The 17,205-nt window shown below is 56.1% G+C and carries 15 protein-coding genes; 5 read left to right on the plus strand and 10 right to left on the minus strand.

The window, feature by feature from the left end:
• Positions 1-5 precede the first annotated feature (5 nt).
• The 8 genes from rbsK to budA all read right to left on the minus strand — a co-directional run bounded on the left by rbsK (position 6) and on the right by budA (position 8,261).
• On the minus strand, positions 6-935 hold the full coding sequence (gene rbsK / locus K6958_RS20060; protein WP_249892715.1) for a ribokinase: 930 nt from the start codon (positions 933-935) through the stop codon (positions 6-8).
• A gap of 61 nt (positions 936-996) precedes the next feature.
• Positions 997-1,878: a ribose ABC transporter substrate-binding protein RbsB gene (gene rbsB / locus K6958_RS20065; protein WP_434085180.1), complete on the minus strand. Its 882-nt coding sequence runs from the start codon at positions 1,876-1,878 to the stop codon at positions 997-999.
• A gap of 23 nt (positions 1,879-1,901) precedes the next feature.
• A complete protein-coding gene (gene rbsC / locus K6958_RS20070; protein WP_249892716.1) occupies positions 1,902-2,873 on the minus strand; it encodes a ribose ABC transporter permease in 972 nt (323 codons plus the stop codon).
• On the minus strand, positions 2,870-4,381 hold the full coding sequence (rbsA, locus tag K6958_RS20075) for a ribose ABC transporter ATP-binding protein RbsA (RefSeq protein WP_249892717.1): 1,512 nt from the start codon (positions 4,379-4,381) through the stop codon (positions 2,870-2,872). Before rbsA ends, rbsC begins: the two co-directional genes overlap by 4 nt.
• A 7-nt stretch (positions 4,382-4,388) precedes the next feature.
• Positions 4,389-4,808 (minus strand): D-ribose pyranase, encoded by a 420-nt coding sequence (gene rbsD, locus K6958_RS20080; RefSeq protein ID WP_249892718.1) that lies wholly within the window; start codon positions 4,806-4,808, stop codon positions 4,389-4,391.
• Positions 4,809-4,976: 168 nt separating this feature from the next.
• Complete coding sequence (locus tag K6958_RS20085; RefSeq protein ID WP_249892719.1) at positions 4,977-5,750, minus strand: (S)-acetoin forming diacetyl reductase; 774 nt, start codon at positions 5,748-5,750, stop codon at positions 4,977-4,979.
• 31 nt (positions 5,751-5,781) lie between these two features.
• The gene (gene alsS / locus K6958_RS20090; RefSeq protein ID WP_249892720.1) at positions 5,782-7,458 is read right to left on the minus strand and encodes an acetolactate synthase AlsS; all 1,677 of its coding nucleotides are present in this window, start codon (positions 7,456-7,458) and stop codon (positions 5,782-5,784) included.
• Positions 7,459-7,478: 20 nt separating this feature from the next.
• Positions 7,479-8,261, minus strand: a complete 783-nt coding sequence (budA, locus tag K6958_RS20095) for an acetolactate decarboxylase (RefSeq protein WP_249892721.1) — start codon at positions 8,259-8,261, stop codon at positions 7,479-7,481.
• 105 nt (positions 8,262-8,366) lie between these two features.
• On the opposite strand from budA, the gene K6958_RS20100 reads away from it, so the two are divergent.
• On the plus strand, positions 8,367-9,263 hold the full coding sequence (locus K6958_RS20100) for a LysR family transcriptional regulator (protein WP_249892722.1): 897 nt from the start codon (positions 8,367-8,369) through the stop codon (positions 9,261-9,263).
• On the opposite strand, the gene K6958_RS20105 is transcribed toward K6958_RS20100, so the two are convergent.
• Positions 9,260-9,661, minus strand: a complete 402-nt coding sequence (locus K6958_RS20105) for a YgiW/YdeI family stress tolerance OB fold protein (RefSeq protein ID WP_249892723.1) — start codon at positions 9,659-9,661, stop codon at positions 9,260-9,262. The genes K6958_RS20100 and K6958_RS20105 overlap by 4 nt on opposite strands.
• Before the next feature lie 189 nt (positions 9,662-9,850).
• Between K6958_RS20105 and qseB the strand changes: the two genes are divergently transcribed.
• Together qseB and qseC are read left to right on the plus strand one after the other, a co-directional pair.
• Positions 9,851-10,513, plus strand: coding sequence for a quorum sensing response regulator transcription factor QseB (gene qseB, locus K6958_RS20110; protein WP_249892724.1), 663 nt, complete (start codon positions 9,851-9,853; stop codon positions 10,511-10,513).
• A complete protein-coding gene (qseC, locus tag K6958_RS20115; protein ID WP_249892725.1) occupies positions 10,510-11,859 on the plus strand; it encodes a quorum sensing histidine kinase QseC in 1,350 nt (449 codons plus the stop codon). Before qseB ends, qseC begins: the two co-directional genes overlap by 4 nt.
• 212 nt (positions 11,860-12,071) lie before the next feature.
• Here qseC and kup read toward each other — a convergent pair whose 3' ends face one another.
• Positions 12,072-13,940: a low affinity potassium transporter Kup gene (gene kup, locus K6958_RS20120; RefSeq protein WP_249892726.1), complete on the minus strand. Its 1,869-nt coding sequence runs from the start codon at positions 13,938-13,940 to the stop codon at positions 12,072-12,074.
• A gap of 265 nt (positions 13,941-14,205) precedes the next feature.
• On the opposite strand from kup, the gene ravA reads away from it, so the two are divergent.
• Entirely contained in the window at positions 14,206-15,702 is a 1,497-nt protein-coding gene (gene ravA / locus K6958_RS20125) for an ATPase RavA (RefSeq protein ID WP_249892727.1), read from the plus strand.
• Positions 15,699-17,159, plus strand: coding sequence for an ATPase RavA stimulator ViaA (viaA, locus tag K6958_RS20130; RefSeq protein ID WP_249892728.1), 1,461 nt, complete (start codon positions 15,699-15,701; stop codon positions 17,157-17,159). The genes ravA and viaA overlap by 4 nt, the downstream gene beginning before the upstream one ends.
• Positions 17,160-17,205 lie beyond the last annotated feature (46 nt).

Consider the following 17,205-nt stretch of genomic DNA (forward strand, 5'->3'; position numbering starts at 1 on the left):
TCCGCTTACCCCTGCTGCTGTAAAAAGCGGTCAATCTCTTCACGCCAGGGCACAGAAGGCTGCGCACCGGGCCGCGTTACGGCAATCGCCGCTGCCGCATGCGCAAAACGCACCGCCTGCGGCATTGGCTGCTGTTCCAGTAGCGCGGTAATCAATGCGCCGTTAAACGTATCGCCGGCGGCGATGGTATCCACCGCCTGAACGCGGAAGCCGGGAATACGCTGCCCTTTCCCTGCTTCGCTAAGCCAGACGCCACGGCTACCGAGCGTAATTAATACCTGGTCAATCCCTTTCCCATGCAGTACGGCAGCGGCGCGGGCCGCATCTTCATCGCTGTTTATCGCAATGCCGGTCAGCATTTCCGCTTCGGTTTCGTTAGGGGTAATCATATCCACCAGCCCTAACAGCTCGTCCGATAATGGTGCCGCCGGGGCAGGATTAAGAATCACCCGCGTTTGATGCTGCCGGGCAATCTTTGCAGCCGCCAGCACGCTCTCCTGCGGCGATTCCAGCTGCATCAGCAATGCGGAGGCTCCGGCAATCACCTGCTGATGCTGCGCAACCACGTCCGGCGTTAATGCCGCGTTGGCACCGGCATGAATCGCGATGCTGTTTTCGCCTTCGCGGTTAACGAAGATAAGCGCGACGCCGGTGTTGGCGCCATCAATAACAGAGACCGGGGTAGCGTCGATACGGTCAGCGGCTAACTGCTGCAGGATACGTTCGCCAATATCATCAGCGCCCACGCAGGCGATAAACGCGATATCTGCACCGCTGCGACCGGCGGCAACCGCCTGGTTTGCGCCTTTACCGCCAAAAGCGACCTGATACTGTTTCCCGATCACCGTTTCACCGGGCCGCGGAAACTGGGAAAGATTTAAAATATGATCGGCATTAATGCTGCCAAGGACAGCGAGTTTAGCGGTTTGCGTCATTCGGGGTTCATCCAGAAAAGTGCGCCACCTGAACGGTGGCGCGTTGCCCTGCTTTTCTTTGTTATTTGGTGACCAGCTTCAGATCGACCGGATTGATAGCCTGTACTTTCTCGCCTTTTAACGCTTTATCAGCGGTCTGTACGCCTACCTGACCAATTTTTTCCGGCATCTGCGCGACGGTCGCGGCCAGTTTACCGCCTTCCACGGCTTTAACCCCATCAGCGGTGCCGTCGAAGCCCACTACCACCACATCAGATTTGCCGGCAGTTTGCAATGCTCGTAACGCACCCAGCGCCATTTCATCGTTTTGCGCAAACACCGCCTGCACGTCCGGATGGGCCGTCAGCAGGTTCTGCATAACATTCAGACCCTTGGTACGATCGAAGTCGGCTGGCTGACTGGCCAGAATCTGAAACTTATGCGCATCGGCAGCCTGTTTGAAACCCTCGCCACGCTCACGCGCCGCGGAGGTACCGGCAATGCCCTGCAGCTCAATAATTTTTGCGCCTTCGCCCAATTTCTTAGCGATAAAGTCGCCGGCCATTTTTCCGCCGAAGCGGTTATCTGACGCCACGTGGCTGATAACTTTGCCCTGCGCCGCGACGCGGTCCAGTGTGATCACTGGAATATTCGCCTGGTTTGCCATTTTAACCGCATTCCCTACCGCATCCGAATCGGTGGGGTTGATCAGCAGCAATTTAGTGCCGCGTACGGTCAGATCCTGTACGTTCGCCAGCTCTTTCGCCGGGTTATTTTGTGAATCCAACACCACTAAATTGTATCCCAGCTTATCCGCTTCTTTTTGCGCGCCCTCTTTCAGAGAGACAAAGAAGGGGTTATTCAGCGTAGAGACCACCAGCGCGATAGTCTCTTTTGCCATTGCGTTGGCGCTGAGCGTGGCACCCAGTAATACCGCCAGTGCAGTCAGTTTTGTCATTTTCATCTTTATATCCTTAGAGGTAAGCGCTATTTACTGCTTTTGTTATCCACCAGTACCGCCAACAAAATCACCACTGCTTTGACGATCATCTGATAGTAGGAAGAGACGCCCAACAGGTTGAGGCCATTATTCAGGAAGCCGAGGATCAGCGCGCCAATCAGCGTGCCCATAATGCGTCCTTTACCACCCGCCAGGCTGGTTCCGCCCAGTACCACCGCTGCGATGGCGTCCAGCTCATAGCCGGTGCCGGCGGTGGGCTGCGCGGAAGAGAGGCGAGCCACCTCAATGGTGCCTGCCAGCGCCGCCAGCATGCCGCTCAGCGCATAAACGATAACTTTAACGCGGTTGACATTGATGCCGGAGAGACGCGTTGCCGCTTCATTGCCGCCCAGCGCGTAGATGTAACGGCCGAGGCGCGTATGGTGCAGCATGTACCAGGCGGCGAAGAACACCACCGCCATCAGCCATACCGGCGTTGGAATGCCCAGCGGGCGGCCGATGCCAAACCAGCCGAACAGATCGGCATTGTCATCAAAGCCGGTATTCACCGGGCTGCCGTCGGTATAGACCATCGTAACGCCGCGCAGCAACAGCATCATCACCAGCGTGGCGATAAAAGCCTGCACCTTTCCCCTGGCGACGATGGTGCCGGTAAGCGCGCCAATCGCGGCGCCCAATCCCAGCGCGGCGGCTACGGCCAGCAGCGCGTTAACTTCCAGCCCGACGATGGATGCTGCTACCGCGCCGGTTAGCGCCAGCAGCGAGCCCACAGAAAGATCAATGCCGGAGGTTAAAATAACCAGCGTCATGCCCACTGCCATAATGGCGTTTACCGAGGTCTGTTGCAGAATATTGAACAGGTTATTCACGGTGAAAAAGTTCGGGCTCTGGCTGGCCACCACCGCAATCAGCACAATCAGGGCAATCAGCGACTTTTGCTCCAGCAGCCAGGCCTTGCTGAACCAGCGGCGACGAGCGGGTAAGGTTTGGGTACTCATAAATGGGCTAACTCCTCGCTGTGTTGCTTGCCTACGGCGGCAGCCATCAGGACTTCCTGCGTGGCTTGTTCAGTGGAAAATTCGCCGCTCAGGCGGCCTTCATGCATAACCAGAATGCGATCGCTCATTCCCAGCACTTCCGGCATTTCAGAAGAGACCAGAATGATGCTCAGCCCTTCTTCTTTAAACTGATTGATCAGCTGATAAATCTCTTTCTTGGCGCCGACATCTACGCCGCGCGTCGGCTCGTCAAGGATCAGGACATTAGGTCGCGTCATCAGGCCACGGGCAATGGCGACTTTCTGCTGGTTACCGCCAGAAAGCAGGCCGATAATCTGATCCATGCCTGGCGTTTTGATATTAAACAGACGAATAAAGTCACTGACCGCCAACTGTTCGGCGCCGTGTTTGAGCCCGCCGCCGCCGTTGCTGAAATAGCTCAGCGCGGTTAGCGACATGTTCTCTTTCACCGACATCCCCAGCACCAGGCCATCACGTTTACGGTCTTCCGAGATATAAACAATGCCGTTAGCCAGGCCATCCTGCGGGGTGCGGATAGTTATCTCGCGCCCGTTCAGCAACACTTTGCCCGCGCGGCGCGGCAGCGCGCCGTACAATATTTTCATCAGCTCGGTGCGTCCGGCGCCCATCAATCCGGAGACGCCTAAAATCTCGCCTTTACGCAGCGTAAAGCTCACGTTATCAATACCCGGGCCGCTGAGGTTTTCTACCTGCAGGCGGATCTCGCCCGGCGCCTTATCCAGACGCGGATACTGATCTTCCAGCTTGCGTCCCACCATCATTTCAATCAGCGAAGCTTCCGTAAGCGTATCGACGCTGCGTTCGGCAATAAACTGTCCGTCACGGAAAACCGTTACGTCATCGCAAATTTCAAAAATTTCCTTCATGCGATGGGAGATATAAACAATGCCGCAGCCTTGCGCTTTCAGTTCGTTAATCACCCGAAACAGCGATACCGTTTCGGTATCGGTTAGCGCATCGGTAGGCTCATCCATCACAATTACTTTTGATTCAAAGCTCAGTACTTTGGCGATTTCCACCATCTGCTGATCGCCGATAGAGAGATCGCCCACCAGCCGATGGCTGGTAAAACGCAGGTTAAGCCGTTTGAGCAGCGCATCCGCTTCGGCATGCATCTTTTTCCAGTCGATACGGCCAAAACGATTAACGAATTCACGTCCCAGGAAAATATTCTCGGCGATGGAGAGCTGCGGGATCAGGTTCAGTTCCTGATGAATAATGCCGATGCCCGCCTCCTGTGAGGCTTTCGGCCCGCTGAAGTGCGTCTCTTCGCCCAGCCACTGCAACGACCCGGCATCACGTTTATAAATGCCGGTCAGCACTTTCATCATGGTGGACTTGCCCGCGCCGTTTTCCCCCACCAGCGCCATGACCCGACCGGGATAAACGGCAAGCGAAGCGCCATTCAACGCCTTGACGCCGGGAAAGGATTTTTCGATGCCTTTTAGTTGCAGTAGCGGTTGCATAGCAGCCTCAGAAGGTCACGCCGGCGGCCAGGATAATATTCGCGTAGGGCGTACATTCCCCGCTGCGAATCACCGCCTGGCTCCGTTGCGTTAAGGTTTTAAATTGTTCATGGGGAACATAGGTGATAGCGATGTTATTGCCCTGCTGCTGCTGCAGCACATTCAGCAGCGCGATCAGCTCGTCATGCAGCCCGGCATTATGCGTGCGGATCTCTTCCGCAATAATGGCGCTTTCCACCTGCATTTCATGCGTGACGGCCTGCGTCACCTGCAAAAAGCTGGGGATCCCGTGCGTTACCGCCAGATCGATACGCTGCGGACCGGCAGGAATCGGCAGCCCGGCATCGCCAATCGTCAGGCTGTCGGTATGGCCAAGACGCGCCACCAGGGTGGAAATATCCGCGTTAAGTAAGGTGCCTTTTTTCATGATGCGCTCCTGAGCGAAACGTTTCGCCAGACGCGAGTGTCAGAAAAAGCAGTGAAGTTGACAACAGGAAGGTGGCGAAACTGTGATCGCTATCGAAACGTTTCGCTGGCGTGCGGAGAAATTTGATTTAGGTGCAGAAACGGGCCGATGACGGCCCGTTTCCAGGGATTAACTAAAAACCATACCGCCGTCAATCAGCAGCGCCTGACCCGTCATGTAATCCGAATCCGGGCCAGCGAGGAAAGCGACGCAGGCAGCCACATCTTCCGGTTCGGAAAGGCGGCCCAGCGTGATGCGCTTAGCGAACTCAGCGGTGCCATATCCCACCGGCTGTCCGGCAGCGGCAGAAACCTGGCGGTCGATTTCATCCCACATCGGCGTTTTTACAATGCCCGGGCAATAAGCGTTGACGGTAATGCCCAACGGCGCCAGATCGCGGGCGGCGGTTTGCGTCAAACCACGCACGGCAAACTTACTGGAACTGTAAACAGCCAGTTCAGGATTGCCGACATGGCCCGCCTGCGAAGAAGCGTTGATGATTTTGCCACCGTGGCCCTGCGCCTTAAAGGCTTTTACAGCGGCCTGAATGCCCCAGATCACCCCTTTAACGTTGATATTGTACACTTTATCAACGATTTCCGGCGTGATGTCTTCAATCAGCGTGGTGGGCGCAACGCCTGCGTTATTAACGATAACATCAAAACCGCCCAGCTGCTGCTGCGCCTGTTCAACCGCCGCAAGCACCTGATCGCGATCGGAAACATCCGCCTGTAGGGCGATGGCTTTACCGCCTTGCTGCGTAATCTCTTCTGCGGCCTGGCGCGCCGTTTCAGCGTTGTAATCCACCACTGCGACGGCAAAACCATCCTTCGCCAGCCGCAGCGCGATTGCTTTACCGATGCCCTGACCGGAACCGGTCACTAATGCAACTTTGCTTTCCATAACTGCTCCTTGCTGAGTTGATAAACGGTTATTACAGGATCTGACTCAGATGCAGCTGCCCCATCAGTTTGGGGTTGTCGGCATAATCTACCGGCACCGCAACGACCGCAGGTCCCTGTACATCCATCGCCTGGCGCAGTATTGGCTCCAGCTGATCGGCGCTTTCCACCGCGAATCCCGCTGCGCCAAAGGCTTCTGCATAGGCTTTGAAATCGATCGGGCCGAACTCCACGCCGGAAACACGCTGGTATTTCTGCTCTTCCTGAATCGCCACCATGTTATAGCCGTTATCGACCCAGATAATGTGCAGCACGTTAGCACCGAGGCGTACCGCCGTTTCCAGTTCCATACTGGATTGCATAAATCCGCCGTCGCCGGAAACCGACACCACTTTGCGGCCTGGATCCACCAGCCAGGCGCCAATCGCCCACGGCAGCGCGACGCCCATGGTCTGCTGACCATTGGAAATCATGATTTGACGCGCGCGGAAGCTATACAGATAACGGGCGATCCAGATATGGAAGCTGCCCATATCCACGGTCAGCGTCACATCGCTGTTAATGATGTCCTGCATGGCGCGTACAATACGCAGCGGATGCAGAGCAAACTGGTTCAGTTGATGGCCGCGCATCGCCAACAGTTCACGCTGATGCTGGCGGTCTTTCAGAATTTCCGCCGATTCGCTGCTAAGGTGCAGCGGCGCTTCGATACGCGCGGCCAGTTTCTCCAGCGTGGCGGCGATATCGCCAATCAGCTCGGCATCCGGCTGATAACAGTTGTCGGTTTCCGCAGGCAGCACATCAATATGCACCAGCTCGGCATGACCGCTGTTCCATTTCGCCGGCTCATATTCCACCGGACTGTAGCCGATAGTGATAATCAAATCCGCCTGACGCAGCAGGCGATCGCCCGCCTGGTTATTAAACAGCCCGACACGCCCAGCGAAACGTGAGAAATGCGACTGGGAGACGGCGCCCGCTGCCTGATAGGTACTGGTGACCGGAATATGGCTGCGCTCCAGCAGACGATGTAACGCTTTCGCGTTCTGCGGCTGGCTGGCCATCAGGCCGAGCAGGATAATCGGGTTTTTCGCTTTAGCAATTTTATCCGCGACGACGTTGATGGCGCTGTCCGGCGCGGAACCCAGCAGCAGCTCGCTGGCTGGCGACAGCACGTTACCGCGCACCGGCCCATCGACGATATCCTGCGGCAGGCTGACAAACGCGCCGCCGGGACGTCCCAGTTCCGCGTAGCGGAAAGCGTTAGCGATGATTTCGCCCAGTGCATCCGGCGCGCCGACTTCCACCGCATATTTGGTGATCGGGCGGAACATCCCCACGGTATCCATGCTTTGATGGACCAGTTTGGCACTGTCCGCACGTTTCACCGCCCCGCCCAGCGCCACGACCGGATCGCCTTCCGACGTCGCCGTAGCCATGCCGGTGATCAGGTTGGAACAGCCGGGACCGGAGGTGACCAGCGCCACGCCCGCTTTACCGGTCAAACGGCCTACCGCTGCAGCCATAAAGGCTGCGTTAGCTTCGTGGCGAACCGGAATGGTTTGAATGGAAGAGTCCACCAGCGAGTCAAAAACTTTATCCACTTTGGCACCGGGGATACCAAACACCTGTTTAACACCCTGCGCCTCAAGCTGGGCGACAACCAAATCGGCGCCGTGCGCCCATTCTTTCTGCATATCGCTTTTCATTTCTTCTCCTGTGGCGGGAATTAGCTTTCTACGGCGCGAATGGCGCTGTCGAGGTCGTCCGGGCTGAGGTTAGCCTGCAGGAAATCACGATCTTCCGGCAGATCGACCACCAGCTTGCTAATGGCGCCGAAGGTCAGCACGCCGGACTCCAGGCTATAATCGAGTACGTGACCGCCACCCTGGCGATCGTCGGTAATGAAGTGTTCGTGATAGCCCGCTACGTTAATGCCCTGCATATACTGCGGCGTACGAAAGCCGATCAGCACGCCATCGCGCTGGTTAAAATGGAAGGTGGGTTGCTGCTCAATAGCCTCCATCATCGGTTTATAAGGACGATGTTGGCAGGGAACGGTACGTGTCTGCACCTGCTGAAAATGGCCATCAATGCGCAACGCGCAGAACTGGTTGTCGGATGCGATTTGCTGATTAATGATTTCATGCACCGCATCACGGTCGGCAACGCCATCAAAACGATGCTGATACTGTGGGCAGAAAAAAGTCATTACGGCAAACGGCGTACGCTGGTGAGGCTGTGCCGCATTGGCGCTGCCGTCGGCGCGCAGTTGATACACCTGACTGTTAAAGACGATCATTTCACCATCAAGGTGATTAAAGGTTCCCAGGCCGAAATCCCCTTTTTTCAGCAGATCGGCAATGGTTTTTGAACCTTCATAAACCCCGCTCAGCAAGGCGCTCATTAGCGAGGTCTGATAGATTACGCTTTCTGGTTGTTCATCGCGCAGCGCACCGATCGTTTCTGCAAGCTGTTTCTCGCATGAACAATCAGTTACAGAATGTGACATGATTCTCCCCTCTGCACAAAAGGTTAACACTGTTTAACTATATGTTGGCGCAGTTGAATGGGAGAATCCAATACAGAAAGCCCTTCACTTTGAGACGTTTTAGATATGGAACTACGGTATCTTCGTTATTTCGTCGCCGTTGCGCAGACGCGTAACTTCACGCGAGCGGCTGAAATGCTGGGTATTTCTCAGCCGCCGTTAAGCCAGCAAATATTGCGTCTGGAACGTGAAATAGGCACGCCGCTGCTGAAACGGCTGACGCGCGGCGTGGAACTCACCGAGGCCGGAGAGGCGTTCTATCAGGATGCCTGCCAGATCCTTGAGCTAACCGGGCATGCGCTGGAAAAGGCGAAAGGCATTGCGCGCGGCGTGACGGGTAAACTGTCGCTGGGTTTCGCCAGTTCCGTGGCCTTTCATCAGGATATTTTTCGTCTGCTGCAGAGGTTCCAACAGCAATTTCCGTCGGTAACGCTGCTGCCGCGCGAGGCCAGTATGTCTTCATTGATGCAGGATCTGCAGGAGGGGTTACTGGATGCGGCTTTTGTGCGCTTGCCGTGTGAAACCAGCAAAACGTTTAATCTGAAGCTGATCGCCAGTGAAAAGATGCAAATCGTTCTGCATGATGCCCATCCGCTCAGCGGCCAGCAGGAAATTTCACTCACTCAGCTCAGCGATACGCCCATGGTGATGTTTCCCCGCGAGATCGCGCCCAGCCTGTATGAGTCGATTATCAGCGCCTGCGTGCGCGCGGGCTTCCAGCCGCAAACCGGTCCACATGCGCCGCAGCTCTCTTCGGTAATCGGCATGGTTTCGGCAGGCTTTGGGTTTGCGCTGGTGCCGCAATCCCTCAGCTGCGTGGCTATGCCAAATATCAGCTATCATCCCTGTCAGGAAGCGTCGCTGACCACCGATATTGCGCTGGCCTGGCGACGCTGGGATCGCTCTCCTACGTTGCAGCATCTGTTGGATACGCTAACGCAGCAGCTGAATGCTAAAAATTAGCCCTGAATTTTGCGCACCTGTTTTACTTCCAGCTGCGCATCATTAAAGGCTTTATCCAGTTCGCCCTGCAGCTCAACTTTATCGCCTGGGGCGACGCTCTGGCCTTTCCAGTCTTCATCATCGATTTCTACCGAAAGCGTACCGGTTTGATCCTGGAACAGATAATCATCATCGCTGAGACGCTTTACGATATTGCCGCGTACGGTAATCCAGCTGTCATCCTTCATCTCTTTCGCTTCTTTTACCGTAACCACATTTTGCGGCCCCTTAAAGCCGCCTTGCTGGCTCTGGGCCTGATTCTGCGGGGCGTTCGGATCGACAAAACCGCCGGTTTGCGCCGCCAGCGCCGGCATCGTGAACAGGGCAACAATCGCAACCATTGCAGCATGCTTTTTCATCAGAATTCCCTCTTGGGTTAATGGCTCGGATAGATGTTGCTAAGTACAGCACAGGGTTCTTAACAGGATCTTAAGACGCGCCATCTTTTTCTTAGTTTGTTGTCTGTACGCAATATTTGCCGTCTATTCCTGTACAAGCGAATCGTTTCTTCCGTATAACGGCGACAGGAAAAGAGACAGGGAAACCCTATGCGCATTCTGTTAATTGAAGACGATCGTTTAATTGGTGACGGCATCAAGGCCGGGCTGGGCAAGCTGGGTTTTAGCGTTGACTGGATCATGGATGGCGAGCAGGGAATGGTGGCGCTACAGGCGGCAACTTATGATGCCGTGGTGCTGGATCTTAGCCTGCCGCAGCGCGACGGTATGGATATTTTGCGCAGCTGGCGTAGCCGCGGCGAAGATATTCCGGTGCTGATTTTAACCGCGCGCGATGCCGTGGCGCAGCGGGTGGAAGGCTTACAGCAGGGCGCGGATGATTACCTTTGCAAACCCTTTGCGCTCAGTGAGGTGGCCGCGCGACTGCAGGCGCTGATTCGCCGCCGTCACGGTCAGCTGCAGCCCACCTTAACCCACGGCACGCTGACGCTAGATCCCGCGGCGCGTACGGTCATGCTGGATAATGCGCCTGTCGAACTGAAACCGCGCGAACTGGCGCTGCTGGAACTGTTTATGCTCAATGCCGGACGGGTGCTGACGCGGGCGCAGCTGGAGGAGAAGCTCTACAGCTGGGATCAGGATGTCTCCAGCAATGCGGTGGAAGTGCATATCCATCATTTGCGTAAAAAGCTGGGCAACAGTTTTATTCGTACCGTGCACGGCGTGGGTTATACGCTGGGAGCGACGCAATGAAGCAGATGAGCCTGCGCGCGCGGTTGATGATCGGCTTCCTCCTGCTCACGGTAATAAGCTGGGGGGCAGCGAGCGTCAGCGCCTGGTTCCAGGCGCGTCATACCATCAATGAACTGTTTGATACGCAGCAGATGCTGTTCGCTAAGCGGCTAATTACCCTTAACCCGGCGGATCTGAGCCGTTCCACGCTACCTGCGACCAAAAAAGTGTTGTCCGATCATCATGGCGCGCAGGAAGACGATGCGCTGGCTTTCGCTATTTTTAGCCGCACGGGAGAGCGGGTATTTGACGACGGCGATAACGGTAAAAATTTTGTTTTTGAGCCGCATTATCGCGGTTTTCGCGACGGTAAGCTGCACGATGATGATGAGCTCTGGCGAATGATCTGGCTGAATACGCCTGACGGTCGCTATGTGGTGGCGGTGGGCCAGGAGTGGGAATATCGCGATGAGATGACCGGCGCGGTGGTGCACAGCACGCTTTTACCGTGGCTATTCGCCTTACCGCTGATGATTATCCTGCTGCTGTGGCTGTTACAGCGCGAACTGGCGCCGTTAAAACAGATCGCCCACCAGCTGCAGCGCCGCTCACCGGATGATAGCGCCGCCCTTAATGCCGCCAGGCTACCCTCTGAAGTCAGACCGATGGTTGACGCCCTGAACGGCCTCTTTTCGCGCATTCATCAGATGCTGCTACGCGAACGGCGGTTTACCTCCGATGCCGCGCATGAACTGCGCAGCCCGCTGGCGGCATTAAAGGTGCAAAGCGAAGTGGTGCAGCTGGCGCATGACGATGCTGAGATGCGTCAGCATGCGCTGGTCAATCTGGATGCCGGCATCGATCGCGCCACGCGGCTGGTGGATCAGTTGCTAACGCTTTCCCGTCTGGATGCGCAGCGAACACTGGCGGAAAGCGAAACGGTCGATTTAGCGCAGCTGACGCGGCAGGCGATTGTAGATCAGGATAGCGCCGCGCAGCGTGCCGGAATCACCCTTCGGCTGGAAAACCTGGCGGGCGGCTCTCTGCCTTTTCAGGGACATGCGCTGTTGCTCTCTCTGCTGCTGCGTAACCTGCTGGATAATGCCATTCGTTACGGGCATCCCGGCGTCACGGTAACGGTGACGCTGCGGCAACGGCAGCTGGAGATAAGCGATGACGGGCCAGGCGTAAGCGAAGAGGCGCTACAGCGTATCGGCGAACGTTTTTACCGGCCGCCGGGGCAGGAGAAATCAGGCAGCGGGCTGGGATTATCGATCGTGCAGCATATCGCCGCGATACATAGCATGCGGATGCGGTTGGCGAATCGACCGCAGGGCGGCTTCAGCGTAACGTTCGAACTGCCGTAAGGAAAACTTCAAAAAAGTGCCTGCACGCAGGTGTTCAGGCCGATCGTAAAGACGCAAACAGCGTCATCCCTGACAGCTCGGCCCGTGCCGTCCCAGTCCGCGGGACGCTTTACTCTTCATCCTGAACACCCGCGTGCTTTGAGCTGGGCATTTATCTGTTTGAAAACATCTAATTACCCGAAAGCTAGCGTAACCACCTTCAGATTATCGCGCTAGATTTCCACCTGCGTGCCCAGCTCAATAACCCGGTTCGGCGGGATCTCGAACTGATCGGGCGCGCGCAACGCATTACGCTGCAAGGCCAGGAACAGTTTGCCGCGCAGATGCAAATACCACGGGCGCTTGCCGATAATCAGCGATTCATGTGACATAAAGAAAGAAGTTTCTGTCATGCGGCAGTTAAGTCCTTCCAGGCCGCAGCGGTGGAAAATCTCTTCCATATTAGGCGTTTCCCGCCAGCCGTAGCTGCCTACCACGCGCCAGAACGTCGGCGAAAGCTGTTCAATAGTCACGCGACGCACATTATGCACGTAAGGCGCATCTTCGGTGCGCAGCGTCAGCAGCACCACGCGTTCATGCAGCACCTTGTTGTGCTTCAGGTTATGCAGCAGCGCAAAGGGAATGACATTCAGCGCGCGCGACATATAGACCGCAGTGCCCGGCACGCGTACCGGCGGCGATTTCTCCAGCGAGGCAATCATTGCCTCCAGAGAATTGCCATGCTCGTGCATGCGGCGCAGCAGACGGAAACGCTCGCTTTTCCAGGTGGTCATGATGATAAACATCGCCAGCCCCAGGCAGAGCGGCAGCCAGCCACCGGAAAAAATTTTAATCAGGTTGGCCGAGAAAAGCGGAATATCAATGCATAACAGTCCCAGCAGGATTACCCCCACCAGCCAACGATTCCAGTGCCAGTTTTTGACCGCTACCGTACAGACCAGAATAGATGTCAGGATCATGGTGCCGGTCACGGCGATACCGTAAGCCGCCGCCAGATTACTGGAATGTTCAAAGCTGATAATTACAATCAGCACCGCATAGTAGAGCAGCCAGTTAATGACCGGGATATAGATCTGGCCAGACTCTTCCTCCGAGGTATGAATAATGCGCATCGGCGGCAGATAGCCCAGGCGCACCGCCTGACGCGTCAGAGAAAAGACCCCGGAAATCACTGCCTGGGAGGCGATAACCGTGGCTAACGTCGCCAGAATCAACATCGGAATCAGCGCCCAGTCCGGCGCCAGCAGGAAGAAGGGATTTTTGATCGCCTCAGGGTGCTCCAACAGCAACGCGCCCTGACCGAAATAGTTCAGCACCAGCGACGGCACCACGACGCTAAACCAGGCCAGACGAATCGGTATTTTCCCGAAGTGCCCCATATCGGCGTATAACGCTTCCACGCCGGTAATCGACAGCACCACCGCGCCCAGCGCAAAGAAAGAAACCTGCTTATATTCAATAAAGAACTGCACTGCCCATGCCGGGTTCAGCGCCTGCAGCACTTCCGGGTTATGAAAAATGCTACGCGCGCCCAGCACCGCCAATACGCCAAACCACAGCAGCATCACTGGCGCGAACAGTTTGCCCACCATACCGGTGCCATGTTTCTGAATAATAAACAGCAGCGTCAGGACGGTAATCGACAACGGCACAATATAGGCATCCAGCGAGGGCGCCGCGATTTCCAGGCCCTCAATGGCCGACATCACCGAGATAGCGGGCGTGATCACCACTTCGCCATAAAAGAAACTACCGCCAATCAGCCCCATAATGACCAGCACAGCGGTAGCGCGTCCGCCGGTGTTGCGGCCCGCCAGCGACATCAGCGTCAGGATCCCGCCCTCTCCGGCATTGTCGGCGCGCATGACGTAGCTGATATATTTCAGTGACACCACCAGAATCAGCAACCAGAAAATCAGCGATAAAAAGCCAAATACGGCTCCCCGCTCAACGCCGAAACCAAACTGCCCGGACAGACATTCGCGCAGGGTATAAAGCGGACTGGTGCCAATATCCCCGTAAACCACACCTATAGCCGCCAGCGTAACGGCGGCGAGAGGTTGCTTCTTATCAGAGCTCATAATGTCATCTTTTGTTGGAGCGAAGTGACGCATCGCTGCGCACGGCTCTGGCCATCAAAAAGCGCACAGTATGCCTAATTTTTTGTAAAAACCCACCCCTGGGCCTGAGCAGCTTTCGACAAAATTGGGCAATAGCAGCGCCGCTTCACCGTTTCGCGATAAAAAAGCTGACGTCTATCAACGCTTTCAAGCATGATAGCCAGTAATGTTTGCGCTCGCTAATCGGGTATTGCGTGTGCGGTAGTAACAGGATAATTGACTGATTATGGCTCAACCACATTTACTGGCGGAAAGAATTTCTCGCCTCAGCAATGCGTTAGAAAAAGGCTTATATGAACGTCACCATGCTATTCGTCTGTGCCTGTTAGCGGCGCTTAGCGGGGAAAGCGTTTTTCTCCTCGGTCCGCCGGGCATCGCCAAAAGCCTGATCGCCCGTCGGCTGAAGTTTGCTTTCCAGCACGCGCGCGCGTTTGAATATCTGATGACGCGCTTCTCCACGCCGGAAGAGGTGTTCGGCCCGCTGTCTATTCAGGCGCTCAAAGATGAAGGCCGCTATCAGCGCCTGACTAAAGGTTATCTCCCCGACGCGGAAATCGTTTTTCTGGATGAGATCTGGAAAGCGGGTCCGGCTATTCTCAACACGCTACTTACCGCGATTAACGAACGTCGCTTTCGCAACGGCGATAGCGAAGAACCGATCCCGATGCGGCTGTTGGTCACCGCGTCCAATGAGCTGCCCGAAGCGGACAGCGGGCTGGAAGCGCTGTATGACCGCATGCTGATCCGTTTGTGGCTGGATAACGTTCATGAAAAGCATAACTTCCGCAATATGCTGATCCACCAGCAGGATGAAAATGCGAATCCGGTAGAGCACGCGCTGTGCATTAGCGATGAAGAGTATCAGCAGTGGCAGGCCGGTATATGTCAGGTTGCGTTGCCGGAGCCGGTATTTGAACTGATTTATCAACTGCGCCAGCGGCTGGAAGGGTTGCCGGATGCGCCCTATATTTCCGATCGGCGCTGGAAAAAGGCGATACATCTGCTGCAGGCCTGTGCCTTTTTTAGCGGTCGTCAAACCATCGCGCCGGTGGATCTGATCCTGCTAAAAGATTGTCTGTGGCACGATCTGGCTTCAAAGACGCTGCTGGATCGGGAAATCGATAGCTTAATAACCCAGCAGGCGTGGCAGCAGCAACCGATGCTAATCCGGCTACAGCATATTAAAGCGCGACGCCTGACGCTGGCGCAGCAGCACAGCCTCGATCGGGCGATCCAGCTGGAAAAGCATGGCGGTATGTTTAGCCGTAAAGCGCATTATGAACTTCCCGCCTCGCTGACTGGCGATACGCTGACGCTGATGCTGCAACAGCCGTTAATACTGCATGAGATACAAGTCACTCATGTGGCGATTGCCCACCAGGCGCTGCAACAGTGGCTGCAAAAAGGCGGCGAAGTGCGCGGCAAGCTGAATGGTATCGGCTTTGCGCAGACGCTGGATTTGCAGGTGGACAGCAGCGATTGCCTGACGTTGCGCGACGTTAGCCTACAGTCGTCGCGGCTGGCGCAGCCTGGCAACATTGATAACGAAGCGCTGCCGACCGAAATCAGCGAGGCGCTGGACGAGCTGGAAAACCAACTGCGTACCCAACGCTCGCTCTTTATTCAGCATCAACGCTGCTTGTTTATCAGCGACGACTGGCTGGCCCGTATTGAAAATAGCCTGCAGGATGTGGCTGAACAGCTAAAACAAGCCCGACGATGATCTCTCTGGATGCGCTTAGCGCCCTGCTGTCGGTTAGCCAGGGGGATCTGGTCGAAGATCTGGTGATTGCCCTTCTGGCTTCGCCGCAGCTGGTACTGTTTTTTGAAAAATTCCCCGGCATGAAGCAGGCGCTCATGCGCGATATGCCGCGCAGGAAGGCAGAAATCGCTGAGCATCTAAAGGCCACGCCGGTACCCGTGACGCTGAATCAGGAATTTAAGCTGTTTCAGCACTATCAAACCCTTGATGCGCCGCAGTTTACCGCGGCCTTGCCTGCTCTGTTAAACAATCTGGTTAAGCTGGCTTCGCCTTTTGCCGGGCAGGCGCAGAGACTGGCTGACCATAGCGATGGTCAGCAAATAAGCCCGGCGCAGCATATACTTTTTCTTCAGCGCTGGCGGCTCAGCCTGACGTTACAAACCATGACGCTGAATGAGCAGCTGCTGGAGGAACAGCAGGAAGCGCTGCTGGCGGAACTGCAGCAGCGTATGGCGCTTAGCGGGCAGCTGGCGCCGCTACTGGCGGAAAACGAGGACGCCTCCGCTGGTCGCCTGTGGGATATGAGCGCCGCGCCGTTACAGCACCACGATTATCAGAAGCTAGTGGAGTATGGCGAGTTCCTTGCCGGACAGCCGGAACTGATAAAACTGGCTCAGCAGTTGGGCCGCAGCCGCGCGGCAAAAGCGGTTCCTGCCGAAGAGATGCCGCAGGAAGCGCTGCCTCGACAGATGCGCGAGCCCGCCAGCGTGCCGGAAGAAGTAAATGGCCTGCATCAAAGCGAAGATGTGCTGCGACTGTTGCCTGCCGAGCTGGCGACGCTGGGCATCAATGAGCTGGAGCTGGAATTTTACCGGCGGCTGGTAGAGAAACGCCTGCTGACCTATCGTCTGCAGGGTGAAAGCTGGCATGAAAAAATAACGCAGCGCCCGGTCACACATCAGCAACAGGAAGCCTGCCCACGCGGCCCTTTTATTGTCTGCGTAGATACCTCGGGTTCTATGGGCGGTTTTAATGAGCGCTGCGCAAAGGCCTTCTGTCTGGCGCTGCTCAAAGTGGCGCTGGCTGACCAACGCCGCTGCCACATCATGCTGTTCGCGCATCAGGTGGTGAGCTATGAACTGACGGCGGAGGACGGTATCGCTCAGGCAATTCGCTTTCTTAACCAACGCTTTCGCGGCGGCACCGATCTCGCCGCCTGTCTGGAAGCGGTGCTGCAACGCCTGCAGACCAAAGCCTGGCAGGATGCGGATGCGGTGATCGTCTCAGACTTTATTGCTCAGCGGCTGCCGGATGCGCTGGTTAAAACTCTCCGGCAACAGCAACAACAACAGCAACAGCGCTTTCATGCCGTCGCCCTGTCAGCGCACGGGAAACCGGGCATTCTGCGTATTTTCGATCATATCTGGCGCTTCGATACCGGTCTGAAGCAGCGTCTGCTGCGTCGCTGGAAGCGTTAGCCCCGCCGGTAGATTGCCTTTGCTTTCCGTCTCTTCAACGGTAGGA

The sequence above is a fragment of the Mixta hanseatica genome (assembly GCF_023517775.1).
Taxonomy (GTDB): Bacteria; Pseudomonadota; Gammaproteobacteria; order Enterobacterales; family Enterobacteriaceae; genus Mixta; species Mixta hanseatica.